Annotated in this window: 16 protein-coding genes; 5 read left to right on the top strand and 11 right to left on the bottom strand. The window is 65.8% G+C overall.

Going from position 1 to position 26,015, the window contains the following annotated elements:
- Positions 1-9: 9 nt before the first annotated feature.
- The 3 genes from IQ24_RS05375 to IQ24_RS05365 are packed head-to-tail and all read right to left on the bottom strand — an operon-like array spanning position 10 to position 3,638.
- Positions 10-1,386 carry an oligosaccharide flippase family protein gene (locus tag IQ24_RS05375; RefSeq protein ID WP_145396785.1) on the bottom strand — a complete coding sequence of 459 codons (1,377 nt, stop codon included), beginning with the start codon at positions 1,384-1,386 and terminating at the stop codon, positions 10-12.
- Positions 1,386-2,852, bottom strand: coding sequence for a GumC family protein (locus IQ24_RS05370; RefSeq protein ID WP_242007931.1), 1,467 nt, complete (start codon positions 2,850-2,852; stop codon positions 1,386-1,388). The genes IQ24_RS05375 and IQ24_RS05370 overlap by 1 nt, the downstream gene beginning before the upstream one ends.
- Positions 2,853-2,903: 51 nt before the next feature.
- Positions 2,904-3,638 carry a P-loop NTPase family protein gene (locus IQ24_RS05365; protein ID WP_145396784.1) on the bottom strand — a complete coding sequence of 245 codons (735 nt, stop codon included), beginning with the start codon at positions 3,636-3,638 and terminating at the stop codon, positions 2,904-2,906.
- Positions 3,639-3,733: 95 nt separating this feature from the next.
- Between IQ24_RS05365 and IQ24_RS05360 the strand changes: the two genes are divergently transcribed.
- Both IQ24_RS05360 and IQ24_RS05355 read left to right on the top strand, forming a co-directional pair.
- On the top strand, positions 3,734-4,753 hold the full coding sequence (locus tag IQ24_RS05360; protein WP_145396783.1) for a glycosyltransferase family 2 protein: 1,020 nt from the start codon (positions 3,734-3,736) through the stop codon (positions 4,751-4,753).
- Complete coding sequence (locus IQ24_RS05355) at positions 4,750-5,577, top strand: glycosyltransferase family 2 protein (protein ID WP_145396782.1); 828 nt, start codon at positions 4,750-4,752, stop codon at positions 5,575-5,577. The genes IQ24_RS05360 and IQ24_RS05355 overlap by 4 nt, the downstream gene beginning before the upstream one ends.
- Here the strand turns inward: IQ24_RS05355 and IQ24_RS05350 are convergent.
- Positions 5,574-6,326: a hypothetical protein gene (locus IQ24_RS05350; RefSeq protein ID WP_242007929.1), complete on the bottom strand. Its 753-nt coding sequence runs from the start codon at positions 6,324-6,326 to the stop codon at positions 5,574-5,576. The two genes, IQ24_RS05355 and IQ24_RS05350, sit on opposite strands and share 4 nt — an antisense overlap.
- A 340-nt stretch (positions 6,327-6,666) precedes the next feature.
- Here IQ24_RS05350 and IQ24_RS05345 point away from each other — a divergent pair, with 340 nt between their 5' ends.
- Complete coding sequence (locus tag IQ24_RS05345; protein WP_145396780.1) at positions 6,667-7,371, top strand: sugar transferase; 705 nt, start codon at positions 6,667-6,669, stop codon at positions 7,369-7,371.
- A 9-nt stretch (positions 7,372-7,380) separates the two neighbouring features.
- On the opposite strand, the gene IQ24_RS05340 is transcribed toward IQ24_RS05345, so the two are convergent.
- On the bottom strand, positions 7,381-7,680 hold the full coding sequence (locus IQ24_RS05340; RefSeq protein WP_145396779.1) for a hypothetical protein: 300 nt from the start codon (positions 7,678-7,680) through the stop codon (positions 7,381-7,383).
- Positions 7,681-7,769: 89 nt separating this feature from the next.
- Here IQ24_RS05340 and IQ24_RS05335 point away from each other — a divergent pair, with 89 nt between their 5' ends.
- A complete protein-coding gene (locus IQ24_RS05335; RefSeq protein ID WP_145396778.1) occupies positions 7,770-8,978 on the top strand; it encodes a glycosyltransferase family 4 protein in 1,209 nt (402 codons plus the stop codon).
- Here IQ24_RS05335 and IQ24_RS05330 read toward each other — a convergent pair.
- The 5 genes from IQ24_RS05330 to IQ24_RS05310 form a co-directional block, all read right to left on the bottom strand.
- Positions 8,959-9,597, bottom strand: a complete 639-nt coding sequence (locus IQ24_RS05330) for a 4'-phosphopantetheinyl transferase family protein (protein ID WP_145396777.1) — start codon at positions 9,595-9,597, stop codon at positions 8,959-8,961. The two genes, IQ24_RS05335 and IQ24_RS05330, sit on opposite strands and share 20 nt — an antisense overlap.
- Positions 9,594-14,249 (bottom strand): MupA/Atu3671 family FMN-dependent luciferase-like monooxygenase, encoded by a 4,656-nt coding sequence (locus IQ24_RS05325; RefSeq protein ID WP_145396776.1) that lies wholly within the window; start codon positions 14,247-14,249, stop codon positions 9,594-9,596. The genes IQ24_RS05330 and IQ24_RS05325 overlap by 4 nt, the downstream gene beginning before the upstream one ends.
- Positions 14,246-15,244: a glycosyltransferase family 2 protein gene (locus IQ24_RS05320; protein WP_242007928.1), complete on the bottom strand. Its 999-nt coding sequence runs from the start codon at positions 15,242-15,244 to the stop codon at positions 14,246-14,248. The genes IQ24_RS05325 and IQ24_RS05320 overlap by 4 nt, the downstream gene beginning before the upstream one ends.
- Positions 15,245-15,247: 3 nt before the next feature.
- Complete coding sequence (locus IQ24_RS05315) at positions 15,248-21,547, bottom strand: type I polyketide synthase (protein ID WP_145396775.1); 6,300 nt, start codon at positions 21,545-21,547, stop codon at positions 15,248-15,250.
- Between the two features lie 95 nt (positions 21,548-21,642).
- Positions 21,643-23,061 (bottom strand): hypothetical protein, encoded by a 1,419-nt coding sequence (locus IQ24_RS05310; protein ID WP_145396774.1) that lies wholly within the window; start codon positions 23,059-23,061, stop codon positions 21,643-21,645.
- A gap of 93 nt (positions 23,062-23,154) precedes the next feature.
- Between IQ24_RS05310 and IQ24_RS05305 the strand changes: the two genes are divergently transcribed.
- Positions 23,155-23,913 carry a WecB/TagA/CpsF family glycosyltransferase gene (locus IQ24_RS05305; RefSeq protein WP_145396773.1) on the top strand — a complete coding sequence of 253 codons (759 nt, stop codon included), beginning with the start codon at positions 23,155-23,157 and terminating at the stop codon, positions 23,911-23,913.
- Between the two features lie 38 nt (positions 23,914-23,951).
- Here the strand turns inward: IQ24_RS05305 and IQ24_RS05300 are convergent, their stop codons facing one another.
- Complete coding sequence (locus IQ24_RS05300; RefSeq protein ID WP_145396772.1) at positions 23,952-25,916, bottom strand: Hint domain-containing protein; 1,965 nt, start codon at positions 25,914-25,916, stop codon at positions 23,952-23,954.
- Positions 25,917-26,015 lie beyond the last annotated feature (99 nt).

Genomic DNA, 26,015 nt, shown 5'->3' with positions numbered 1-26,015 from the left:
GCGGCGCGATCACAGCGCCGCAGAGACGATCCCGTGGTGAAGCCACATGGCCAGTGCAATGACCGCCAGCGCATAGGCCAATGCGATCCCGTCATGCAGCGGGTCCCAGGCCTTGTGCCGCCGCGCCAGCCAGACCTGCACCGGATAGCAGGCAAAGAGCGACAGCGCCTGCCCCAGAAGCAGCCCCGGCAGCCCGGCAAACCAGACCCCGATCAGCACAAAGACCGCATAGATCGCGGCCCGCGTCGATTGCATGATGAAGAAGGCGCGCGAGTCCCCTGCCGCCAGCGCCGAATAGTCGTAGCTGATGGGAATGACCTGCAACAACTGGATGCAGGCAATCGCGACCAGAATGCCCCCCGCCAGCGCGTAGCGCGCGTCATACAGGAAATCGACGATCCACGGCCCGGTCAGCGCCAGAATCGTCGCGCCGAACAGCAGGACCAGCGACAGCAGGCTGCGCGCCTTCGACAGGAAGCGGAAGTTCCCGGCGCTTTCACCCGGGGGGTGGTCGCGGTACATGGGAACGAAGATGCGCCCGCCAATGGCCGCGCCCAGCACCGCCGGAACCGTCGCAAGGAACTGGCCGATGTTGTAGATCCCCAGCTGCTCCATCGTCAGCACGCGGCCCAGGATCACCCGGTCGCCCTGAAACAGCATGAAGCCGCAGATCGTGCTGAGAAATATCCACTTGCCGAAATGGATCAGCTCGCCCCGCGCGGCGGGCTCCATGCGCAGGCGGTTGACGTGACCCGGCAGGAACAGGTGATAGGTGATCAGCTGGACGATCGTGCCCAGCACATTGCCCCAAACGAGTGCCCAGACGGATTGCAGGATCAGCGCGGCGGCAATGGTGATCAGCATACCGATCAGCTGGTTGGTCAGCTCCAGAACCGTCAGCCGCCCGATCTGCATATGCCGCGCCGCGCTGTCCATGCGCGTCGGCAGAAAGCCCCCGAGGAGCAGCGACAGCGCCGTGACCGGGAACACATAGGCAAACATCGGCGCGTCATAGAACTGCGCCAGCGGCCAGGAGATCACCACCGCCGTCAGGAACAGCATCACACCGCGAATGATCTTCAGCGTCCAGGCGGTGTCCAGAAAATCCGGGTCATCGCCGCGCTTGCTTTGCATGATCGAGGTGGCAAAGCCCACGTCGCTGAACATCGTGAGCCCGATCATGAAGCTGGTGACCAGCGCCATCAGGCCGAAATCATCGGGCATCAGCAGGCGTGTCAGGATCAGGTTCGAGGCCAGCCGCAGCACCTGCCCCGTCCCGAAGTTCAGGACCGACCAGGCCCCGCTGCCCAAGGCGCGCGAGGCCACGCTGCGTTTGGCGGCCGAGGGCGCGTCACCCTCGCCCGGCGAGGACGCCTGATCGCTCATCAGCCCAGACCGTCCGTGGGTGTGCTGACGACGCCCGGTGACGGCAGACCCGGAATCTTTCCAGCCAGCCACAGCGCCCCGAAAAAGCCGAAGACCAGCAGTACCGCCATATAGATGCGACGCCGGGTGCGACGCCTGTAATCACGCTCGCTCATCCGATAGGGCAGCGAGACGATGGGCCGCGTGCCCACGGCTTTCTCGAACTGCTTGCTGCGGCGCAGGACCGGGTTCAGGAATTCAAGGATGAAGGCCGCGCCCAGTGCCAGCGCGATGCTGGCGAACATGCCGAAGGCAGCACTTTTCTTGCGGTTCGAGGAGGCGGGATATTCCGGCGCAATCGCCCGCTCCAGCAGGACGAACTGCTCGGCCTGATCGTTCTTCATCAGCAGCTGCTGGGCCTCGACCTGCGCCAGCTGGCGCGAGATTTCGGCGTAACGGTCCTGCAGGCGCTGCTGTTCGCGGGCAAGCCCGTCCAGTTCACGCCCGACCTGCGGGGCGCGGGCGCGGGCGCGCTCGATCTCGATGCGGCGGGTCTCCAGCGTCAGCTTCTGACCGGCAAGCTGCTTCAGCTGCGAATCGATCAGCTCGGTCTGGCGCAGCACCGCGACAGCGCCGGTGTTCGCGCCGCCCGCCTGCAGCAGCTGCAGATTGGCCTCAAGCCGCGCGATCTCGGGATGCTCGGGCGCCAGCGTGCGACGGGCCTGCGCCAGTTCGACCTCGGCCGAGCGGATCTGCTGCACCAGCGAGGCGGCGGGGCGCGTATCCTCGCCCGTGCTGGTGGCCTCCAGCGCCAGACGGTCGCGTTGCAGCGCCATGATATCGCGCTCAAGCGTGGTTTCGGTTTCGGCAATCTGGGTCAGCTCGGCCTGCAGATATTCCTGCGAGGCGGGCAGCGAATCCTCGTTCTGAGAGCTGAACTCGACCACCTTGCGGTCATGCGCCGCAATCGCGTCGTTCAGGCGTGTCTCCTCGGAGGTCAGATAGTTCTGCGCCTCGACAATGCGGCCCTCGCGGTTCTCGCGGTCGCGGTTGACGACGCTGTCGGCAAAATCATTGGCCAGCGCCGCCGCCGTGGCCGAGGTTTCCGCCTGCGAGGTGATGACGATAGCCGCCAGCGACATGCGCGAATCCGCCGTCACGCCGGGGGCCGAGATGCTTTCGATCCGGGTCGAGCTGCGCAGCGCCGCGATCCGCTGGCTTTCGCTCAGCTGCGGGGCATCGGCGAAGAGGCCGTGACGCTCGATCACCTGCAACAGGTTTTCCCGCACCATCAGGCGCTGCTCGATCAGCTGCACGCGCCGCGAGGCGGGCAGCGAGGCATCGCTGCTGGTGTCGGCAATCGCGGGCGTGTCGATCTGGATGACCGCCGCCGCCTCATAGACGCGGGGCGAGGACACCGCGAGATAGATCGAGATCAGGCCGCCGACCACCAGCAGGGTCAGGATCAGCGGCAGCCTCCGCCGCACCAGGGAAATAAGGTCTTCTAACGATTGAATCGGTCCCACAGCGCGCGGCCCTTAATCTTCTGACTTGTTCAGGATGACGCCCATGACGGGGGGCAGCCCGGCCAGCAAACGTTCACATTCCTGCATATGCGCCGCGGTCGTGCGGCGGCCATCGGCGACCAGCAGGATCGCATCGGCCAGCGGCAGGGCCGCCAGCGCCGTGTCATCACCCAGAAGCGGCGCGAAATCCAGAATCGCCAGCTCGGCCGGGTGGCTTTTCGTCAGGCGCTCAAGCTCCGAGACGAAACTGTAATCCTGCAGCAGTTCGGCCGCCCCCGGCTCGGGCGCGCCCGGCGCCAGAACGGCAAGGTTCTTGGTCTCGGTCAGGCGGCTGACCATCTGCTCAAGCGGCTGGCCCTTCAGCAGCGTCGCGCCGATCAGGCCGCGCCCCGGCACGCCCAGCTGGTCGGCCACGCCCGGATTGCCCAGATCCAGATCGATCAGAATCACCTGCGTCTGCGATTGCCGCGCCAGCGCCAGCGCCAGATTCACGCTGGTAAAGGTGCCCCCCGCGCCCCGCGTGATCGGCACCACCGCCAGACGACGCCAGCCCCGGTTGCGCATTTCACGCAGCATCCGGGTTCTGAGCAATGAGAATTGCTTCGCGATTTCCTTGGTGTGCTGCGCATCGGCAGCGGCGCTGGCTGCCTCGCGGCGCAAATCCCTGGCAGAGACCTGTGGTCGGGTGTCCTCGGGCGTATCGGCAGCCTTCGCCGGGGCGGTCTTACTCGCGGCCTTCAAGTTCACGGCCCTTCTCGTTCCAAACAATTAGATGCATGCGCCAGCCATCCGCGAAGCATGCCGGATGGCGTCCGTATTTGCGCCATGCTAGCTTCCGCGCCATGACGGGGACAACCAGAAATACGCCAGATCACAACAATCTGCAGCACATTGGCACCTCCGGGACCGCCGAGGTGACGGCGATTGCCATCGGCCGGAACGAGGGCGAGCGGCTGATGCGCTGCCTGCGCTCACTGCTGCCGCAGGTGCGCCGGGTGATCTATGTGGATTCGGGCTCAACCGACGGTAGCGCCGAGGCGGCGGAACGGCTGGGGGCCAAGGTCGTCTCGTTGGACATGTCGATCCCCTTCACCGCCGCGCGGGCCCGCAATGCAGGCATGGCCGAGGCGGAGGAGACCGCCTTCGTCCAGTTCGTTGATGGCGATTGCGAGGTCGAGCAGGGCTGGATCACCACCGCCCTGCAGGCGCTGCAGTCGGACCCCGCGCTGGGCATCGTCGCCGGACGACGCCGGGAACTGCATCCCGAGGCGTCGATCTATAACCTCATCTGCGACGCCGAATGGAACACGCCGGTCGGACCGGCGCGCGCGGTCGGCGGCGATATGCTGGCCCGACGCATGGCGCTGGAGGCGGTCTCGGGCTTCGACCCCTCGCTGATCGCCGGGGAAGAGCCAGAGATGTGCCTGCGCGTCGCCCGCGCCGGTTGGGGGATCGCGCGGCTGGATACGCCGATGACCATTCACGACGCGGCCATGACCCGGTTTTCGCAGTGGTGGCGCAGATCGCGCCGCGCAGGCCACGCCTTCGCCGAGGTCTCATGGCGTCACCGGCGCGGCCCCGAGCAATTCTGGAAAACCGAAACCCGCCGGTCGATCTTCTGGAGCGGGCTGTTGCTGGCCATCCTTCTGGCGGGCCTCATCGTCTCGCCGCTTTGCCTCGCCGCACTGGCGATCTTTCCGCTGCAGATCGCCCGAATCGCGTTGCGCGACCCTGAGCCGCAGCACCGTTGGGCGCGGGCGAGCTTCACCTTGCTCGGCAAACTGCCCGAAGCGGTCGGCGTGTTGGAGTTTCACCTGCGCCGGATGTCGGGCAAGCGCGCGGGGCTGATCGAGTACAAATGACCACCCCGACCGTCATCATCCCGGCCCATGATGAGGGCGAATATATCCAGGACTGCCTGCGATCCCTGCTGGCGCAGGACTACGCAGAGCCCTTGCAGGTGATCGTGGTCGCGAACGGCTGTCAGGACGACACGGTCGCAAAGGCGCGTGCCCTGACCCCGGATTTCGCGGCCCGTCATTGGGCCCTTCGGGTCGAGGATCTGCCGCAGGGCGGCAAGCCCGGCGCGCTGAACCACGCCGACCGGCTGGCCGGGGACGGCATCCGCATCTATCTCGACGCCGATGTCCGCCCATCGCCGGGGGTGATCTCTGGCCTGATCCGGGTGCTTGAACCGCCTCAGCCGCTTTACGCGGGGGCAAGGCTAGTGGTCGCCGCGTCGAAAAGCCCGGTGTCTCGCGCTTATGCGCGTTTCTGGCAGAAGCTGCCCTTTGTGGCGCAGGGCGTGACCGGGGCCGGCGTCTTCGCGGTGAATGCCGCTGGCCGCCGCCGATGGGGTGAGTTTCCGGCGATCATCTCGGATGACACCTTCGTCCGCCTGCAATTCACCGAGGCAGAGCGCATTTTGGTCAATCAGCCCTATGAGTGGCCACTGGTCGAAGGCTTCGGCACGCTGGTCCGGGTGCGGCGGCGTCAGGATCTGGGCGTGGCCGAGATCGCCCGTCTTTACCCCGAACTGCTGGCGAATCAGGGCCATGTGCGGCCGGGCAAGGGGCAGTTGCTGCGGCTGGCCACGCGCGATCCTCTGGGCTTTGCCACCTATACCGCCGTGGCGCTGGCCGTCCGGGCGCGCCGCAGCCAGCAGGGCTGGGCGCGCGGACGCTAGGGCCGCTCACCCGCCTGGAATTTCTGCACCGTTTCCCAGGCAATCTCCTGCAGAACCGGAGCCTGTTCGCGAGGAATTGCGGGATAGGGCCCGTATTTCCCCATCAGCACCCGCGACAGGCCCACCGGGCTTTCGCCGGTCAGCACCGCGTAATGCACCATGGTAACGAAATAGAATCCGCTGTCCGTCGGGTGAATATCGTCGCGGAAAAAGTCGGTGATTGAGGTCGCGCCGGGCACGCGCCCCGCCTCGATCGCCTCCTGCAGACGGATCATGCCCTGCCCGGCAGGGATGATCTGCACCGGCGCCACGCCCTCGGGGTTCGTTCGCGTCGCCTCATCCGCGATGCCCTGCCAGACCGGCAGATCGTCGCGGATCTGCTGCAACCACGGCTCGATGGACACGCCCTCGCCCTGCGGCATAGCCTGCCATGTTTCATAAAGATAGGGCTTCACCTTGGGATTGCCCTGCGCCGCCAAGTCGATCCATTTGCGCACATAGCCGTTGGTGTCGTGCCACTCCGCCGTTTCGGCCACCGGAATGCGCTCGGTCAGAACCAGCGCGTCAACCGGATGTTCGGGCAGCCAGGTACGGCCAATCACGCCCTCGGCCCCCGACGAATCCTCCCATTGCACCTGCAGCGGCGCGCCGTTGATGACCTGATATTCGACACGTCCGGGCAGCACGGCGTCGACCATTTCGGGCAAGGTCGGGCTGACCAGACTATGCCCGATAAAAAACGCCGACACGCCGTCAGCCAGAAATTGTGCGATTCCGATCAATATACAACTCCAAATTGTATTTGAAGACATTTGGAGCATATCGAACACGCATTCGATAAATCAATGCCTTCGGTTCACCACTGCGGCTCAAATCCAAAACACAATCATTGCGTGCACATCTTGTGATTGCGCGCTAATGCGACCCCGATGTTACGCGACGTTAGCTTGCCAAAACAACTCGAGATAAACGTTGCAAGGTACTGATATTACTGTAACCTGTACTTTTCGTCAGCAGGGCGTTTCGATCTAGTTTTATATAAATGCCAAGCTATACTGCATCTCGTACCGATTATTACGGGTTTATGATATGCGGCACTCTACAGACATCTCGGTCGATAATGCCTCGGCAGAAGCCGTGCTGCAAACGAGGGGAAACCCCTCCACGACTCAACCGACGGGGGTTCGCTCAATCTACGCGCGCTTCGCTAAACGACCGCTCGATATTCTTGCGGTCATTCTGGTATTGCCCATCGTTCTGCCGGTGGTTCTGATCCTGGCGTTCTTCGTGATGCGCCAGGGCGGAAAGCCCTTCTATTCGCAGATGCGCGTCGGCCGTTCGGGCCGCAACTTCCGTCTGTGGAAGCTGCGCACGATGGTGCACGACGCCGACAAGCGGCTGGAGGAATACCTGGCGACCGATCCGGCCGCGCGTGCCGAGTGGGACTCGACCCAGAAGCTGAAGAAGGATCCCCGGATCACCTCCTTCGGTCACTTCCTGCGCAAGACCTCGCTCGACGAGCTGCCGCAGCTTTGGAACGTGTTCTCGGGTGACATGAGCATCGTGGGCCCGCGCCCGATGATGGTCGAGCAAGCGCAACTCTACCCCGGTGCAGACTATTATCATCTGCGCCCCGGCGTGACGGGCCTGTGGCAAATCTCGGACCGCAACGACAGCACCTTCGCTGCACGTGCCACCTACGACGCCGAATATGCGCGCGACCTCAGCTTCACGGGTGACGCTTCGATCATCGCCCGCACGGTCGGGGTGGTCCTGCGCTGCACCGGCTACTGAACCGGTCGGTCAGCTATCTTTCAAAATTTCTTCATGCTGCGTCATGCAGATGAACCGGCGCCATGCAACAAAAAGCGTGGCGCCGGTGCCAGTTACGGAATACAGCAACAATGCACTCAAGAACGACAGGTCGAACACCAACGTGCCGAGCACAGCGCTCATAAGCGCGATCACGACGCCGATTGTCAGGATGCCGGTCAGTTTCTTACTCCAACAATGATCTGCTTCAAATTTTATACTGGCCAATAGTTTACGAATCGCCAACAGAACTTTAGTGACACTTGTTCCCGTCACGAGATATTTGCTCATATTGCACAGGTTCTGAGCGTAAAACAGCCTAATCAGGCATGATCATACCACATGCCGAAAATGACCCTCGGTTAAAGGACTCGTCAGCTGTGCGAATCGGTTACCTGATCAACACTTACCCGCGCCCCTCGCACAGTTTTATCCGCCGAGAGATTGCCGCCCTGGAACGGAACGGGGTTTTCGTCCACCGTTTCGCGATGCGCGGCCAGGCCGAGGCGCTGACCGACCCTGCCGATCTTGCCGAACATGCCGCGACCGAACGCATTCTTGAGGCCGGAGCGCCGCAGCTTCTGGGCTCAGTGCTGAAACAAGCCGCTGCCAACCCCAGGGCCTTCATTTCCGCACTCAGGCAGGCCAGAACGCGAGCTTCCGCAGGGGAAAGCAGCCTTCTGCGGCAGCTGATCTATCTGGCTGAGGGGGCCCGCGTCGCCGCCCGCGCCCACGCCTTGCGGCTGGACCATATCCACGCCCATTTTGGCACGAATTCGACCCGGGTGGCGGCCTATGCCCAGCTGTTCGGAGGGCCGGGTTTCAGCTTTACCGTCCACGGTCCGGAGGAATTTGACGATCCCGGAGGTCTTGATCTGGGTGGCAAAATCGCAGCCTCGCGTTTTTGCGTGGCAATCAGCAGTTTTGGACGGTCGCAATTATATCGTTGGGCCGATCCTTCCGATTGGACAAAAATCAAAGTTGTCCATTGCGGAATTGATATGTCCAATTGGACTGCAATAAAATCCATGCCAATCAAAGATCAGACTCATCTGGTCGCGGTTGGTCGTTTTGCTGAACAAAAGGGCTTTGGCCTGTTGATTGGCGCATTTGCCGAGGCGTGGAAGCAAAACCCTGCATTGCGGCTTTGTCTGGTCGGGGACGGAGATTTGCGCCCGCAGATCGAGGCCCGCATCGCCGCCGAAGGCATGCAGAAGGCCGTCACGCTCCTGGGCTGGCAGGACGAATCCGGCGTCCGGGCGGCGATGGATTCTGCACATGCACTGGTTGTGCCCAGCTTTGCCGAGGGTCTGCCGGTCGTGATCATGGAGGCGATGGCCTCAACCCGCCCCTGCATCGCCACCTATATCGCCGGAATTCCCGAGCTACTGCGACCGGGCGTTGACGGCTGGGTCGTGCCAGCCGGTGACAGCGCCGCTTTGGCCTCCGCCATGCTGGAGGTCGCCGCGACCGATGCCGAGACCCTGCAGCGCATGGGCCTTGGCGCGCGTGAGCGGGTGATGGCGCGCCATGACATCGACGATTCGGCGCGGCAGTTGATGGCGCTTTTCAGCCAGCACATAGGCTGATCGATAGGTAGTGGCCGCTGCATTCGGCCCAGCGACCTGACAGGATGCGCCCGCCCGGCAGGCGCGCGCGAAAGCGGTCACCCGAGAGCACCATCGCCGCATCGCTGAAATCCAGCATTTCCTGAGTCAGCGGATATTGCGCCTTGAACGCGGCCTCTTTCGCGCTGAAGATCAGCAGCGGCGGCACCTCTGCCCCGCGCCCTCGGGCTGGGGCGACCATCTGCTGAAGATCCGTCGGGGCGCACGCCTGATCCGTCAGCTCAATATCCACGCCGGGGTGAGCTCCGCCAACCGGCGCAGCAATCGCAATGCAGAAGCCGTTGCTGTGGGACAGGCTGGCACGGATGCCCGCTGGCAGCCGCGGTCGCCGGTCGGGCAGAACCGTGATGGGCGTCTCCGGTGAAAGCAGATGCCCGGCCTCGGCGATGGCCCGGCGCAGGACCGCACGACCCAATGCGAACTCATGGGCGCGTTTCGGAACCGCCCTCGCGATCTCGACCCGCTCGGCAGGCAGAAGCGGTGGTGCAATGGCCGAGATCGGCAGCACCGCGCAGCCAAATCCCGGCGGAAGCAGGCGCTGCGCGGTCTGGCGCAGCGCCTCGGTTTCAGTTTCGCTCAACTCTTCCCACGCAACTGCGCGCGCAATGCGCGACGCCGGGCCATGGGGTCGTCCACCTCGGGCGCAACAGCGGCGGGCGGCGGTGTCACGGCCGCAGCCGGCGCCGGGGTTACCACGGGGGGCGGCGCGACCGGCTTCGGCGGGTCGACAACCGGGGCCGAAGCAGCGGGCGCGAGGCTGGCCACATGCCGCTGGAAATCCGCCAGAACCGGGAAACGGAAGATATCCGTGACGCCCAGACGCGGCAGCGCCAGCCTGTCCCGCATCGTGCGATGCAACTGGATCGCCAGCAGCGAATGCCCACCAAGCGCGAAGAAATTGTCGCGCGGGCCAATTTGCGCCACGCCCAGCGTTTCCGCCCAAAGCTCGGCCACCGCATGCGACAGATCCACGGTCGGCACCTCCGCAGCAGCGGGGGTGGCCGCCGGGGCGACACTGGGCGGCGCAATCGTCGGCGCTACCGCCACTTTGACCGATCCCGGCACGGGCAGATGCTTGCGGTCGATCTTGCGATTCGGCGTCAGCGGCATCTGCTCAAGCCGGACGATCCGGCCCGGCACCATATGCGCGGGCAGATGACCGATCAGGCTGTCGCGCAGCTGCGCCTCATCCAGTGCTGCATCGCCGGTGACATAGGCGACCAGACGCTTGTCGCCCGGCACATCCTCGCGGACGATGGCCACGGCCTCGCGCACGCCCGGCTCTGCGGCCAGAGCGGCCTCGATCTCTCCCAATTCGATGCGGAAACCGCGCAGCTTGATCTGGTGATCGGCGCGGCCGATGTAATCGAGCCCGCCATGTTCGCGCCAGCGCGCCAGATCGCCCGTGCGGTACATGCGCGCGCCCCAGGGCGCCGCCCGGTCCGGGGCCACGAAGGGATCGGGACGGAAGGCCGCGTCGGTCAGATCGGGCCGCTGCCAATAGCCGCGCGTCACGCCATGGCCGCCGATCCAAAGCTCGCCCTGCGCGCCGGGCGGCAGAACCGCGCCATCGGCGTCCAGCACATAGACCTGCGTATTGGCGATCGGGCGGCCCAGCGTGACGTCTCCGCCCGCGCTAAGATCGGCCACGGTCGACCAGATCGTCGTTTCGGTCGGGCCGTACATGTTCAGCACCTTGGCGCGAGTCGCCGCGCGGATATCAGCCAGAAGCGAGGGCGGCAGCGCCTCGCCCCCGACCATGACGCATTTCAGACCCCACATGGCCCGCGCGACCTCGGGGTCCGAGACCAGAATGCGCGCCATGCTAGGCGTGCATTGCAGATGCGTGACCTTCCAGCGCCGGATCTGCGCCGCCAGCGAATAGTCGCCCGCATCAGGCATGTCGTCGCCCGGATTGACCGCCGCACGCAGCCGCGCCAGCATCGGGAAACCGGCGGCGACCTGTGCGGGCGCAATGCCATAGTCAATCAGGCAGGCCACCTCGCCCACGCCGATCTTCTTCAGCTGCTCGATCCGCTCGACCCCATCCTCGAACGAGCCGAACAGGCCCGAATCCTCGAAATAGCGCAGGAAAGCGAATTCGAGGATGCCGTCCATCTCTTCCTCGGTCAGGCTGCCAAGGTCGATGGCCATGGGGTTCGTCATACCCTCGGGGCGGCGGAAGGCGGGGAAATCCCAGGCGTATTGCTTGACCAGCGCGGCGGCGCTGCGCAGGTAGTTCTTCATCGGCTCGCGCGCGATCTCGCGGGCCGTCTCGCGATCCTCGGCCAGACAGGTGTGCAGCATCAGCGAGACGATGAAATCGGCCGGATCATGGCCCGCCTCACGCAGCGCGGCGTGGTAATCCTTAATCCGCTCGGCCACGGTCTCGATGCTTTGGCCCAGAAGATGGGTCAGGACGTTCATGCCCTGCCGCCCCGCCTCGACCCAGGTTTCGGGGTTTCCGGCAATGGTCAGCCACATCGGAAGCTTCGGCTGAACCGGGCGCGGCTGCGTGGTGACGATATGGCTGCTGCCGTCGGCCCGGGGGAAGGCCACGCCTTCGCCTTGCCACAGACGACGGATCTGGTCGATCGCCTCGATCATCGCGGTCTTGTTTTTGGGCGGCGTGTTTTCAGGGCGCAGCACGAAATCATCCGGCTGCCAGCCCGAGGCGATGGCGAGCCCCGCCCGACCTGCGGTCAGGTTGTCGATGACCGCCCATTCCTCGGCCACGCGGGCCGGATGGTGCAGAGGCACGACGCAGCTGCCCGCGCGAACGCCGATGTTGCGGGTCACCGCCGCCACCGCAGCACCGGTCACGGAAGGGTTCGGATAGGGGCCACCAAAGGCGTGGAAATGCCGTTCAGGCGTCCAGACGGCGACGAAGCCGTTTTCATCGGCAAAGCGCGCGCCATCCAGCAAAAGCTGGTATTTCTGTGGCCCGGGCCCGTCGTCATTGCCCCAATAGAACAGGCTGAACTGCATCTGCCCCTGCGTCGCAGGCAGGGTCTGCCCGCCGCCCGAGACCGCCAGCCGCGATTCCTCACCCGCGATCACCAGCCGCAGCCCGCGTGCCAGCGTCCAGAAAATCTCCAGCACCGAGATGTCGAACGACAGGCTCGTGACCGCCAGCCAGGCGTCGCCCGGCGCATGCGGAATGACCGCATCCATTCCGGCAAAGAAGTTCGCGACGTTGCGATGCTCGATCATCACGCCTTTCGGGCGCCCGGTCGAACCCGAGGTATAGATCAGATAGGCCAGATTCTCCGGCTTTACCGCGACTTGCGGCGCAACTGTCCCGGCCGGTGCCTCGGTCAGGATCTCGACCACCTGTGCCTGATGCGGGGGCAGATCGCCCGCCATCCCGACCTGCGCCAGCACGACCTTCGCGCCGCTGTCCTCGACATAAAGGGCGATGCGGTCGGCGGGATAGTCGGGGTCCAAGGGCACATAGGCTCCGCCCGCCTTCCAGATCGCCAGCGCGCCGATCACCAACTCGGGCGAGCGGCGGGCGAAAAGGCCAACCGGCTGATCCGGGCCGACACCCAACGTCACCAGACGCGCGGCGAGCGCCGAGGAGGCCGCGTCCAGCTGCGCGCGTGTCATCTGCCGATCCTCGAAGATCAGCGCCACCGCGTCAGGATCCTGTGTCGCCATGCGCGAGATGAGGTCATGGATGCAGGCCAGCTCGACCGGCACCGAAGTGTCGTTGCGGCCATGCAGAAGCGCGTCACGCTCGGCCTGATCAACCAGCGAGACATCACGCAGCGGCGTCGCTGCAGGCAGCGCCAGCCCCGCGTCGAGCGCCCGGGCAACCCGCTGCGCCTGCGCGTCCGAGATGCGCGCCGGGTCATAATCGACCGCCGCCCCGCCGTCAGTCAGCGAGACGGTCAGCGCGGCAGAGCCGACCGGCGCCGTCGTGGCCAGATTGATCGCCAGTTCCGGCAGGGCAGCCCCCCGCAATTCGGGCGCGCGGTGCAGCAGGTCCAGCATGAAGGGGCCGCGCGATTTTGCCTCGGCAATCGCGGCTTCCAATGTCTCGCCCAGCCACTTCAGGTCCGGGGACGCTGCCGTATCGACGTGCAAGGGCAGCCAGTCCGCCACGAGGCCCGGCAGCGCCGCGCCCTGCCCCAGCGACAGCGCAAGATCGAAGCTCGATTGTCCAAGAATGCGCCCAAAGATCGCCGCCACCAGCGCGATCCGCTCGGCCCCGGCGCCGGGCATCAGCGCGATATGCTTGCGCTCTGGCCCTGCCTCGCCGCCCAGAACAGCGGGGGACATCGCGGCCAGACGCTTGCGCCAATGGCCGTCCTGCGCGGCAGCGGCCACGGTCGCCACATCCAGTTCCGCCATGCGGGCCGCGTCGGGCAGCGGCAGGACCGTGCCGACCGCCGGGGCGGTGCCGCGCACCTTCAGCCGCAGCGCGCCATTTGCCGCCGCAATCGTGACGCTGTCGCCAGTGGCCGCCAGCACCGTGCCGGGCGCCGCCTCAGCAGGCTCGACCGCCTCAAGCGACAGCACCGGCAGCACCCCGTCGGCCAACAAAATCTTGGCCTCATTCAACGGGTTCCAGTAGCCGCCGTGATCCAGACCGCGCACCAGCGCGGCCAGTTGCGCGGCAGGGCGGGCAAAATCCAGAACGCCGCCGCCCTCGGGTCGCTTGTCGCGCGGCAGATAGTTGCGCAGCGACAGATCCTGCGACTGGCGCTGTGGCCCCCCCGCCTCCAGCATCGAGACCACATCGCCAAAGCTTTCCGCCGCCCGCGCAAAACAGCGGGCGTTCAGCGTCAGCGCCGTGTCATCGGGACGCAGGTCGAACAGGCGCTGCGCCAGAATATCGCCCTCATCGATGCCGCCTTCGATCATGTGCCAGGTCACGCCATGCTGGGGCAGATCGCCGATGATCGCCCAGACCGGCGCGTTCAGCCCGGCCATGCGCGGCAAGGGGCCGTCATGGAAATTGATCGCGCCATTGCGCCCGCGCGCCAGCATCGCCTTCGACAGGATCGACAGGTTCGCCACGCTGAACAGCCAGTCGGCCGAGGGTGCCCCGGCCTCCATCGGCTGGTCCTGATCCTCGACCCGCAGGCCCGCGCCGCGCGCCCAGGCCTGCAGATCGGCGTTGCGCGTCACGATTGCCACGACCTCATGCCCACGCGACAGCAGCGCCTCGGCGGCGTGGCGCAGAAGAAGTTCGTTTCCGACCAGAATTGCCGAAAATCGCGTCATGGCTTTCCCTTCTCAACATGGACTGGTCGCGGCTGGCGTCGAAGCGCATGCCTGAACAGATAGGATAGATGGCCGGGCGGATTATCCCAAGCTCGCCGCTGCAGCAGGCAGCGCAGCCTAAACAGCGCCGATCCGCCCAGATGCGCGGTCGTCGCCCAAAGCGCGCCCAGACGGCCGTGGTGCTTCTCGAAATAGCGGCGGCGGGAATCGTACCAATAGTCGGGCGCGCGCTTCCAGGTCTTCATCCCGGTGCTGGCCGAGCCGATATGCGCAACCTCGCTTTCGACGACGTAATGCGTCTGCCAGCCCTTGTCGGCGGCCCGGCGGCAAAGGTCGGTTTCCTCGAAATAAAGGAAGAACCCCTCATCAAAGAGGCCCACCTGATCCAGCACCTCGCGGCGGATCATCATGGAGGCGCCCGCCGACCATTCAACCTGCGCCGAGACTTCGGGCTGCGGCATCGCGACGATACGACGACGGAACAGCCGAGAGACCGGCCCGCTGCGGCTGGTCACCTCGAACTCGCTGGCGGCAGTGGGGAAGCGGAAAGCGGTGGCATGAGGCTCACCGTCGACGCCCCGGATGCGCGAACAGGCGATGCCCGCCTGCGGATGACGCCCCAGATAATCGACCAGCGCCCGGATCGAGCCGGGCTGCGGAATGGCGTCCGAATTCAGCAGATAGACCAGATCGGCACGGCGGCCATCGGGCGCGCCCGCGCGGATGCCGACGTTGTTGCCCGCCCCGAAACCACCGTTCCAGCCCGATTGCACCACCGCCACGCGACCGCTTTGCAGCCAGCCGCGTGCGCTCGCCTCGGCAGTCATCCGCTCGAACGAGCCATCGCCCGAGCCATTGTCGACGATGGTCACCCCGCCGTCGATGCCTTCCATTTCCTGCAGCGCAGCCGTCGCGGCCTCCAGCGACATTTCGGCCGTGCGCCAGTTCAGCACGATGCAATTCAGCACCGGACCATGAGAGTTCATTGCATCCATGCCTTATTCCGCCGCCTCGGCCCGGCTTGTCGCCTTCTGATCGGCCTCGTTCAAAATGCCCTTCAGCACGGTCGCCATGCGCCGCACATTCGGTTCCAGCACCATCGAGTCATGGTCGCCCGGCACCTCGATCACCTGCAGGCGCGGCATCCAATCGCTCCAGCCGTTGTCTTCCAGCACATAGATCCGGGTCGTCGTCACCCAACGCCCGTTCGAGACCTTCCAGCGCCGGTCGATCGGCGGGCGGAACATCGCGACGGGGCCATCCCAGACCGCCAGCTCGACCTTGGGCAGCGCATCGAGGAACGCCGCCTCGATGGCGCGGTCGTGGAAGGTGCCGCTGTCGGCCTCGACCTCGGGGGCGTTGGCCTTGTTGCGCTTGGCCATTTCGTAATGGATGCGGTCGCTGACCCAGCGGCGCACGAAGCCGAACCCGCCTTCGCGCAGCTCGCCCAGACGGATGATCAGCCGGTCCTTGCGGGTCAGCGGCTGCGGCAGCGGCAGGGGCGTGTCCAGCATCACCAGCATCGCCACCTCTTCGCCCGCGTCGCGCAGCTGCCGCGCCATCTCCAGCGCGATCAGACCGCCGCCCGAGAAGCCGCCGATCAGGTAAGGCCCTTCGGGCTGCACCTCGCGCAGCTCGACCAGATAGTCGCGCGCGGCCTCGGCAAAGCTTTCATGCGGCTTGTCATCGCCCAGAAGGCCGCGCGCCTGCAATCCGTAGAACCGTCGGTCCGAGCCCAGACGCTGCCCCAGCTGGCGCAGGTTCATGACGTTGCCGAACATGCCCGCGACCATGAAGAAGGGCGTGCCCTCGCCCCGGCCGCCCATGTCGACGACAAAGCGGCGGCGCACCGGCAGGGCGCTGACATTGCCCTCCTGCGGGGTCGCTCCGGCGACATCGCGCGGGCCGGTCTCGGCCTCGATCAGCGCGGCCAATTGGGCGATGGTCGGCGCCTCGAACAGGGTCGAAATCGGCATGTCGGGGCCGAATTTCTTGCGCAACTGCCCGAACATCCGCACCGCGATCAGCGAGTGCCCGCCAAGGTCAAAGAAGCTGTCGGCGGCCCCGACGGTGGCGATGCCCAGAAGCTCGGACCAGATCTGGGCCAGTTCCGCCTCGGTCCCCGGACGCGGGGCCACGAAATCGGAATCCAGATCGGGACGCTCGAACCCGCCTTCGGCCGGGGCGGCCTCTTCGACCACGCCTGCCTCGGCCATCAGGGTCGGCAGGTCCAGCGACGACACGAACACCTGCGAGAGGCCCGTCGAGATCGCGCGCGACAGCATGGACGGGCCAAGCGCCGCCGGGATGCCCTGGCTGATGTTGTGATGCAGCCGACGCTCGGCAGGCGACAGCGTGCGGGCCGGTTGCGGCCGTTTCGCAGGCCGGGCCGAGATCGCCGCCTGCAGCTTGCGCAGCGCAAAGCCCCGGATTTCGACGCAGACGGTGCCGTCCGGCAGCGCCAGCGTGATGTCGAACTGCGCCATGCCCGAGGCATCGCTGTTGTCGCCCGCGTTGCGGATATGGCTCAGCACCTGCGGCCCCAGCGGGCGATAGAGCCGGATCGAGCGATAGCCCATCGGCACCCACAGATTGTCGGGCGTCCAGCCCCGGATCAGCCCCATCGCCCAGCCGGTCGCAATGTCCAGAAGCGCGGGATGAAGCAGCCACCCCTGCGCGGTTTCATCGGCAAACTCGGGCGGCAGCGACAGCTCGGCCACGCCTTCACCCTCATCCAGACGCCAGCGGCGCAGCACCTTCCAGCGCGGGCCGAAATTCATCTGCCGTTCCTGGGCCGAGGCCAGCGCCTCGCCCATGCCGTCGCCGGTCCAGTTGCCAAGGCGCAGGCTGACGGGCGCGGGCGCGACCTCGGCCAAAGGCGCGATCAGCGCGGTCACATTCGGGTCCGCCCCGGTGTCATCCAGCACCTGCACCCGCAGCGCATCGCTGGCCGGAGAGAGGCGCGTCGTGACCAGTGAGGGCACGTCGTCCGAGACCAGAACGGGCCGCTGGAACTCCAGATCGCGGATGATCAGCGGCAGCGACAGCCCGGCCTCCAACCCGGCCTCGGCCATCAGCTCGATCCAGCCGGTGCCGGGCATCAGCGCCTGACCCGCCGCCGTGCGGTGGCCGCCGATGATCCAGTCCTGCACGCTCAGCGTGCTGCGGAACTCACGCCCGCCGGGCAGGATCATGCTTTGCTGCAGCAGCGGCCGGTCGACCGTGCCACCCGTGACCGCCCCGCCTGCATCCAGCCCGGCCGCGCGGGCGGCCATGCCGGCATCGGCCCAGACGCCCCAGTTGACCGCGACGACCCGACCCAGCGAGGGCGGAGCCGCGCGCGCCACGGCGTTCAGATATTCGTTGGCCGCGACGTAATCGACCTGCCCCATCGAGGCGATCACCGAACTGGTCGAGGCGAACAGCACCGTCAGCTTCGGCGGATGGTCCCCCGCCGCCGCCATCAGGGCCTGCGTGCCCAGAAGCTTCGGGGCCAGAACCTCCCATGCCTCATCATCGGTCTTGCTGGCGATCAGCCCGTCCTGCACCAGACCCGCCGCATGCAGCACCACATCGACCGCGCCAAAGACGCGGCGCGCTTCGGCAAAGGCCGCGGCCATATCCTCGGGCGAGGTCACATCGGCGCGCACGGCGATGGCCTTCGCGCCCATGCCCTCAAGCTGGGACAGTGCCGCGACCACATGTGGCGCGTCGATGCGCCCGCGCGTCGTCAGCACCAGCTTGACGCCCTTGGGTGCCAGATCGCGGGAAATGGTCTGGCCGATACCGCCGAACCCGCCGGTGATCAGGCAGACGGCCCCGTCCGGGATCGCCGCCATGCCATCATCGGCGAGCCGCACCCGTTCAAGCCCCAGGGCAAAGCGCCGCCCCTCGCGCCAGGCGATCAGGGCCGCGCCGTCCTGCGGCGCGACGACCTCTTGCAGCAACTCATCGGCCAGCCGGTCCAGCGCCGCGTCGTGACGACGTCCGCGCCCCTCGGGCAGGCGGATGTCGACCAGCCGGGCGGCGACATTCGGCATCTCGTGCGGCAGCACGCGGATCGGACCTGCCGCCACCGCCTTTTCGGGCGCAGGGGCAGGCTCGCCCGTCACGCTCAGCGCATCGTTGCAGAAGGCCAACAGAGACAGCCGCGCATCTGGCATCTCGGCGCCGATCGCCTGCGCCAGATGCAGCGGGCCGAAGAAGCCACGCTCCAGCTGGCTGGTCAGCAGGTTCGAGCCCGCGCGGAAGCTGCCGCCGCTGGTCACAGACCACAGATGCAGGATGCGGGCGGGCGTCATCTGCTGCTCGGCCAGCGCCGCCAGCAGCATCTCATACCCTTCACGGTCGGATTCGGTCGGCAGAATGAAGGCACCATTGCCCTGATCGGAATAGCTGTCGCCGACGCGCACCATCGCGACGCGCTGCCCCTGCCCGCGCAGGCGCGCGGCCAGACGGTCGCCAAGGCCCAGATCATCGGCAAAGATCAGCCAGTTCTGCGCCCCGCCCGCGAGCGGCAGCCCGTCCGCGCCAATCTCGACTGCGGGGGCGGACAGACGCCATGCCGGACGCCAGCCCCAATCCTCTGGCGCGTCGATGCGGACCAGTTCGGTCGTCTGCTCGGCGGCCACGACATTCGTTGCCCGTTCGATGAAATAGCGTTTGCGCTGGAAGGCATAGCCCGGCAGCGACAGCCGCTTGCGCCGCGCGCCGCCCCAGATCTGCGGCCAGTCGATCTGCCCGCCGGTCGCCCAGAACCGACCCAGAGCGGCCATGAAATAGGCGTCATCCGGCGTGGCATGATCGCGGTGGCGCAGGCTGGAGATAACCTGATGCGCCGCGACCGAGGCATTCGCCTTGGCCATGGCCTGCATTGCGCGACCCGGCCCGACCTCAAGGAAGACCCGCCCCGGCACCTGCGCCAGATGCGCGATGCCATCGGCAAAATGCACCGTGCCCCGCAGATGCGAGACCCAGTACTCCGGGCTGACCGCCTGCTCAGCCGTCAGCGGCAGGCCCGTGCGGTTCGAGATGATCGGGACCTGCGGCGGGTTCAGCGGAATGCTGGCCAGATAGGCGCGGAATTCGTCCAGCACCCCGTCCAGCAGGCGCGAATGTGCCGCGATGGAAATGGCGATACGCTGGCATTCGATCTCGCGCGCCTGCATGGCGGCGGCAAAGCGGTCCAGCGCCGCATCCGGCCCCGAGACGACTGACATCGACGGCCCGTTCACGGCGGCAAGATCCAGCCCATGGGCCTCAAGCTCGGCCTGGAACTCATGCGGTTCCAGCGGCACGCTGAGCATGCCGCCCGCAGGCACGCGGTCCATCAGTAACCCGCGCAGGCGGACAAGGCCGATGCAATCCTCGAAGGACATGACGCCCGCAATACAGGCGGCGGTGTTTTCGCCCATCGAATGACCGATCAGCGCCGTCGGCTGCACGCCCCAGCTGATCCACAGCTGCGCCAGCGCGTATTCGGTGATCATCAGCAGCGGCAACTGCAGCGAGGGCTGCAGCAGGCGGCGGTCCGCCTCGGCCTCGGCCCCGGGTTCCGGCAGCCACAGCGCCTGCAGGTCGACGCCATGCGCGGCGGCCATGTGGTCAAGGCCACGGTCCATCCATTCGCGGAAGACGGGCTCGGTCTCGTAAAGGCCGCGTGCCATTCCGGCATATTGCGCGCCCCCGCCGGGCAGCATGAAGACCGCCTCGGCCGGGTCGCCGACGGGCTGATGGTCAAAGACCAGCAGCGGGTCGGGCTCGGCCAGCAGGCGCGCGGCCTCGGCCACATCATGGGCGACCAGAATGCGGCGGCGGTCGAACTGCCTGCGCCCCTGCGTCAGGGTGAAGGACAGATCGGCCAGGTTCACCCCGGGGTTCGCCTGCAGCCATGCGGACAGCGCCGCGCTGTTGGCGTCCAGCGCCGCCTTGTTGCGCCCCGAGACGGCGAGGATCTGGAAAGGCCAGTCCGACTCGTCATCCGCAGCTGGGGCCGGAGGCTCTTCCAGCACCACATGCGCATTCGTGCCGCCCACGCCCAGCGAGTTGACGCCCGCGCGCCGCACGCCCGGCAGCGGCCAGTCGCCCAGCCGGTCGTTCACGCGGAACGGGCCGCCGTCAAAGTCGATGGCCGGGTTCGGCGCCTCATAGCCAAGGCTCGGGGGGATCTTGCCGTGATGCAGCGCCAGCGAGGCCTTGATCAGCCCGGCGCTGCCCGCCGCCGTATCCAGATGCCCGATGTTCGATTTGACCGAGCCGATGTGGCATGGCCCCTGCCGCGAGCCGTCGCTGACCCGCGCAAAGGCCTGATTGAGCGCCGCGACCTCGATGGGATCGCCCAGAGCGGTACCGGTGCCGTGGCATTCGATATAGCCGATGCTGTCGGATTCGACGCCCGACATCACCAGCGCCTCGGCCACAGCCAGCGCCTGACCCTCGACGCTGGGGGCCAGATAGCCTGCCTTCGCCGCGCCGTCGTTGTTGATCGCGCTGCCCTTGATCACCGCCCAGATGTGGTCGCCATCGGCCAGCGCATCCTTCAGCCTGCGCAGCACCACGACCGCCGCGCCGCTGCCGAAGACCGTCCCCTGCGAGCGGTGGTCGAAGGCCCGGCAATGGCCATCGGGCGACAGGATCTCATTTTCCTTGTAGAGATAGCCCACGCCATGCGGCATCTCGATGGTGACGCCGCCCGCCAGCGCCATGTCGCTTTCGCCCGAGTTGAGCGACTGGCAGGCCAGATGGATCGCCACCAGCGAGGTTGAACAGGCCGTCTGCACGTTGATCGAGGGGCCCGTCAGGTCAAAGACATGGCTGACCCGCGTCGACAGGAAATCCTTGTCATTGCCGGTGTGGCGCAGCAGGAAATGCCCGACCCCGTCGACCAGATCGCGGTTCGAGCAGACGTTCCAATAGAAATAGCTGCCCATGCCGCAACCGGCCCAGACGCCGATATTGCCGGGGAAACTGCCCGGAACATGGGCCGCATCCTCAAGCGCGTGCCAGCAGGTTTCCAGAAACTTGCGGTGCTGCGGGTCCATGATCGCCGCCTCTTTCGGCGACAGCCCGAAGAACTCGGCATCGAATTCGTCATATTGCTGCAGGATGGCCGCAGCAGGCACATAGTTCGGATCGGCCAGCCGAGAGCGCGGCTCACCCCGCGCGATCAGATCATCCTGCGGAACAGGACGGATCGATTCGATCCCACGGCACAGGTTGTCCCAGAAATCCCCCACGCTCTGCGCACCCGGGATCTGGGCTGCCATGCCAACGATGGCGATATCCGTGTCCTGAACCATACTGTACCTCAGAGCTTTTCCAGCCCCACCCAATCATACGGAAATAAAATAAGTAATCGTTGATCCGAATACAAAATACGGCCGCTGGGAACCAACTATAAAACCGTCTGAATGCCTGACTTTTTAGGCAGCATGGGGGTGGGTTGCACCACGTTGCCCTGAACTGCGACACCATAGCGCAACCGGTGCGCGTTCCCCAGCACCGATCCGGCCATCAGCCAGGTCAAGGGCGTCAGCGTCGCATTGGGAATCAGATCAAGCATATTCAGCGCCAGGATCAGCGTAACACACCCCAGCGCCATTGCCTCGGAATGATCGATCCGGTTCTTGCGGCGCGGCAGCGACCGGAACATCGCAAGGATCGGCAGCAGAAGCAGCAGGAACTGCCCGACATAGCCCACGACGCCGCGCAGCCCGATCCACAAGACCCATTGCCCGTCGGGGATCGAGGCAAGGCGTCCGTTATGCGGGTCTAGAAACAGCGGCCTGCCCCAGCCACCCCAGCCGAACAGCGGCCGCTCCATGGCGCGCTCCAGCAGGATGTCCTCGTTCATCAGGCGAAACTCCAGCGAGCGGCCCCGCTCAGGCGAGGCGGACATGGCGAGGTCGACGATCTCCTGCAGGGGCATCCAGGAGGCCGAGCGCATGATCGGATAAGAAAAGACCATCACCCCCAGCACGGTCGCGAAAGTCACCATCAGCCTTGGGCGCGCCAGCATTACCAGCGGCACCGCCATCGCCGCCGCCATCAGGGCTCCGGCGGATTTGCAGATGAACAGCACCGGCGCAAGGTACAGCGCGATCAGCACATTGCGGCGCTGGGGGTCGATCTTCGCAATCGTCACCGCCGAGATGAAGGCCGACATGGTCAGGAACGCGACCCACAGTGGATGCTGCAGGAAGACGATGGGCCGGAAGCCGCCATACCGCATGGTCTGGATGAAATCATGCTGAAAGAAGCCATAGACCCAGACGTTCATCTGCGGGCTCAGCCGCACCTCGATCACCATGAGGACCGAATAGACCAGAATCCCGGCGACCAGCGCGCGCATCAGCAAAAGCGCGCCCTTCGCATCCCACAAGAGGCGGTAACCGAGGATGAAGGGGATCAGCCCGCAAAACGCAAGGATCCCGTCGCCAATCCCCTCGCTCAGCGACAGGGCTGGGCGATAGTTGATGCCGTCGACGATGGGGTCGGGGTTGGTCATCGCGGTGAAGACCGGGGCGATGACGTTCACCGCCAGCAGCGCGAGTACTAGAAACCCCATGGGCGGCGGCTGCGGATAGGGATCGCGTTCGCGCGTAAGGAACAGCATGGCCAGCGCCGCCATGGCCGGGATCTCGGTCTTACCAAGGCCGGGAATCGCCGGAAGGTCGATCATCACCAGCTGCGGCAGCACCAGATAGCCCGCGAGGATCGACCAGACCATCGCGCGCGGCTTGTCCAGACGCGAGAACAGGACCATCACGACGATGGGCCAGATCAGCAGCATCACTGTGGCCAGAACGGGCATCTACTTGGATCCTTGACCAGACTGGCCGAACTTCGTTGCATTCCCAACCCGCGCGGCACATCTTGCGCGCAGATGATATGAACGGGGGCCATCATGCAATTCACGTTCCCGGACGGCAATGCCGTCAGGGTAAATTGTAGCGATTCCAGCGCCGTTCTGTCTGCCGCCCGCCAGCGGCTGCGCCAAGGGCATAGTTTCGCGCTGGCGACGATCAATGTCGACCACCTGCAGCGGCTGGGCGAGGACCCCGCCTTCCGCCGCGCCTATGCCGCGCATGATCTGGTCTGCGCCGATGGCAACCCCATCGTCTGGCTGTCGAAACTGGCCGGAAAGCCCGTCGGGCTGGCTCCGGGTTCGGATCTGGTCCTGCCCTTGGCCCAGCTTGCCGCCAGCGAGGGCGCGCCGGTCGCGCTGATCGGCGGCAATGTGGCCGCGTTGCAGAAATCCGCCCGTGCCATGCAGGACCGGGTGCCGGGGCTGGAGGTCGCGCTGATCCATGCCCCCGGCTTTCCCTTCGACCCGATGGGCGAGGAAGGGGCCGAGGTCATCGACCGGCTGCGCGCCTCGGGCGCAAGGCTGTGCTTTCTGGCTCTGGGCGCGCCCCGGCAAGAGATCTTTGCAATCCGCGCGCGCGATGCGCTGCCGGGCATGGGCTTTGCCTCGATTGGCGCAGGGCTCGACTTCCTGTCGGGCCAGCAGACGCGGGCCCCCAGCCTTGTGCGCAAGGTCAAGATGGAATGGATGTGGCGCATGCTTTCGAACCCGCGCCGTCTTGCGACGCGCTATGCCAAGGGTTTTGCGATCCTGCCGGGACATGCGCTGGCCGCGATCAAGCAGCGCCGCGACGGCTGAGGCCGGAGGATGATGGCGCGAGAATGCGCCATCTGCGATCACGAAGCGTAAAGCGGGCGCGAATTGCAGCGGTGACGCCATGCCATCTTGCGCGCCTTCGCCCCGGAGATGATCGGACGCGCGGCCTCGAACGGATGATCGCGCAGCTCGGGGAAAAGCGCGAAGATCTCATCCCGCGCGGCAGGCCCCACCGATTTCAGCGCCTCGGCCCCGGTATAGAGGGATTCGCTTTCCGCCCCGTTCGAGCAAAGGATCTCATGCCCGTCGAACAGCAGGTGGAAATATTCGACCTCATCCGTGTCGATCTGCTCGACCCCGTCCAGCTCCAGCAGATGCTTGACCGCAACCAGCACCTCATCGCTGCCGAACATCCGATGCGTGATGGATGAGCGGACCAGCATCCGATGCTGGGGCGAGACCATCAGGTCGCTATGCGGCACACCCTTGCCCAAGGCCCCCGTACGAATGCGGATCGGGCGCAGCTTCGGGGCCAGCGTCAGGTCAATCCGGTCCAGCTTGCGCCGCCCGATCCAGCGGATCGGCTGCAGCCCATGGTCATGCGTCCAGACCAGATCGCCGACCGCCAGATCCTCGACCCGCTTCTCACCCTCATGGGTGCGCAAAAGCGTGCCCTGACAGAAGCAGGGAATGCCCATCTGGTTCAGGACTTGCGGCGTCAGATCGGCGGCCTTGATGTTGTGAAGTGTCAGCGTCTCGCCATTCGGGAAGGTCAGGACCGCGCTTTCGACACCGTTGAGCGTCACGGAGGAGACCACGACGTCCTGCAGATTGACCGGATTGCCGTCGGCATCATGCAGATCGCTGACGTCCAGACGGTCCATCGCCGCCGGACGGCCTTCGGGGTCAAGCTGGCCGTTGCCCAGCGAGAAGCCCCTGACCAGATCGCTCCCGAAATCGTCGCGCAGGATCAGCAGATCCGATTCCTGATCGACCGGGCTGACCGGCTGAAAGATGTCATAGGACAGCGCAATGAAATCATTGCCGGCACCACCCTCGATGGTGTCGGCCCCCTCGCCCGCCTCGATCAGGTCATCGGCGTCGCTGCCGGTGATCGAGTCATTGCCCCAGTTCGTGCTGACCTTGATGCCCTTGCCGCCGTCGGTGACCGCACCGGATGCATTGATGGTGTCATGCCCGCCGCCGGTGCGGATGCTCTCGAATTCGTGGAACTCCAGCGAGCTGGTCCCGGCAAAATCATAGCCCATGCCGCCTTCGACATCGGTGAAGACAAGCCGCACGCCGTTGCCGTTCTGGTCTATGTGCCAGGCGTTGAGCGTATCCTCCTCATAGGGGTTCGCGCTTTCGCCGCCCCAATAGGTGTCGTGGCCGGTGGGGATATTAGGATCGCCCAGACCCCAGCGGATGCCATCGGCCCCGTCGCCGCCATAGACCAGATCGTCGCCGATGCTGCTTTGGATCAGATCATCGCCGCCGCCGCCATAGACGGTGTCATTGCCCGCGCCACCATCGAGCACATCGGCCAGTTCGCTGCCATGGATGTAATCGTCGCCCTCACCCGCGAGGATGGTCAGGCCGTGAACGGGGGTTCCGTCATGCGCGGGCACGCCCTGAGCGCCGCTGGCGTCGATATGGTCGTTGCCTGCGCTGCCCTCGAAACGCTCGATTCCGTCGAAGGTCAGCGTGTTGCCATAGGCGTCGGTCGCGGTGCCATCCTCGGAGTTTGTGAAATGGACGTCGAAGCCATGCGTGCCGTGAAGGCTCAGCGTGTCGCCTCCGTCGCGGTTGCCGTAACGGTTTTCGTCGTAATTCTCGCCGGTCGAGCCACCATGATAGATGTCGTGGTCGCCTGTGGCCCCCGGGTTCTCGCCCCAGTGCAGCAGGTCCGAGCCGTCGCCGCCATCAACCGTATCGCTGCCCGCGCCACCGTCGAGGATGTCGTTCCCCGCGCCGCCGGTGATCAGGTCGTCGCCCGCCCCACCGGTCAGGCTGTCATTGCCGGACGTTCCAGGTAAAATTGCCATATTTAAAACTCACCAGATACCGCTGCCTCGCGGGGGTCCGGGATCGGGCCGACTCGGGTCAACTTGGCTCAGATTAAACGCCTGCCTGCGACAGGACGA

Origin of the sequence: Paracoccus sulfuroxidans (assembly GCF_007830335.1) — a bacterium.
Lineage (GTDB): Bacteria > Pseudomonadota > Alphaproteobacteria > Rhodobacterales > Rhodobacteraceae > Paracoccus > Paracoccus sulfuroxidans.
The sequence above is the reverse complement of the archived record's forward strand: the minus strand, read 5'-3'. Positions and strand labels throughout refer to the sequence as shown.

Coding starts and splice junctions, on each gene's coding strand:
- IQ24_RS05375 (WP_145396785.1), bottom strand. CDS start 1,386: ATGAGCGATCAGGCGTCCTCGCCGGGCGAGGGTGACGCGCCCTCGGCC.
- IQ24_RS05360 (WP_145396783.1), top strand. CDS start 3,734: ATGACGGGGACAACCAGAAATACGCCAGATCACAACAATCTGCAGCAC.
- IQ24_RS05355 (WP_145396782.1), top strand. CDS start 4,750: ATGACCACCCCGACCGTCATCATCCCGGCCCATGATGAGGGCGAATAT.
- IQ24_RS05345 (WP_145396780.1), top strand. CDS start 6,667: ATGCGGCACTCTACAGACATCTCGGTCGATAATGCCTCGGCAGAAGCC.
- IQ24_RS05340 (WP_145396779.1), bottom strand. CDS start 7,680: ATGAGCAAATATCTCGTGACGGGAACAAGTGTCACTAAAGTTCTGTTG.
- IQ24_RS05325 (WP_145396776.1), bottom strand. CDS start 14,249: ATGACGCGATTTTCGGCAATTCTGGTCGGAAACGAACTTCTTCTGCGC.
- IQ24_RS05320 (WP_242007928.1), bottom strand. CDS start 15,244: ATGGATGCAATGAACTCTCATGGTCCGGTGCTGAATTGCATCGTGCTG.
- IQ24_RS05315 (WP_145396775.1), bottom strand. CDS start 21,547: ATGGTTCAGGACACGGATATCGCCATCGTTGGCATGGCAGCCCAGATC.
- IQ24_RS05310 (WP_145396774.1), bottom strand. CDS start 23,061: ATGCCCGTTCTGGCCACAGTGATGCTGCTGATCTGGCCCATCGTCGTG.
- IQ24_RS05305 (WP_145396773.1), top strand. CDS start 23,155: ATGCAATTCACGTTCCCGGACGGCAATGCCGTCAGGGTAAATTGTAGC.
- IQ24_RS05300 (WP_145396772.1), bottom strand. CDS start 25,916: ATGGCAATTTTACCTGGAACGTCCGGCAATGACAGCCTGACCGGTGGG.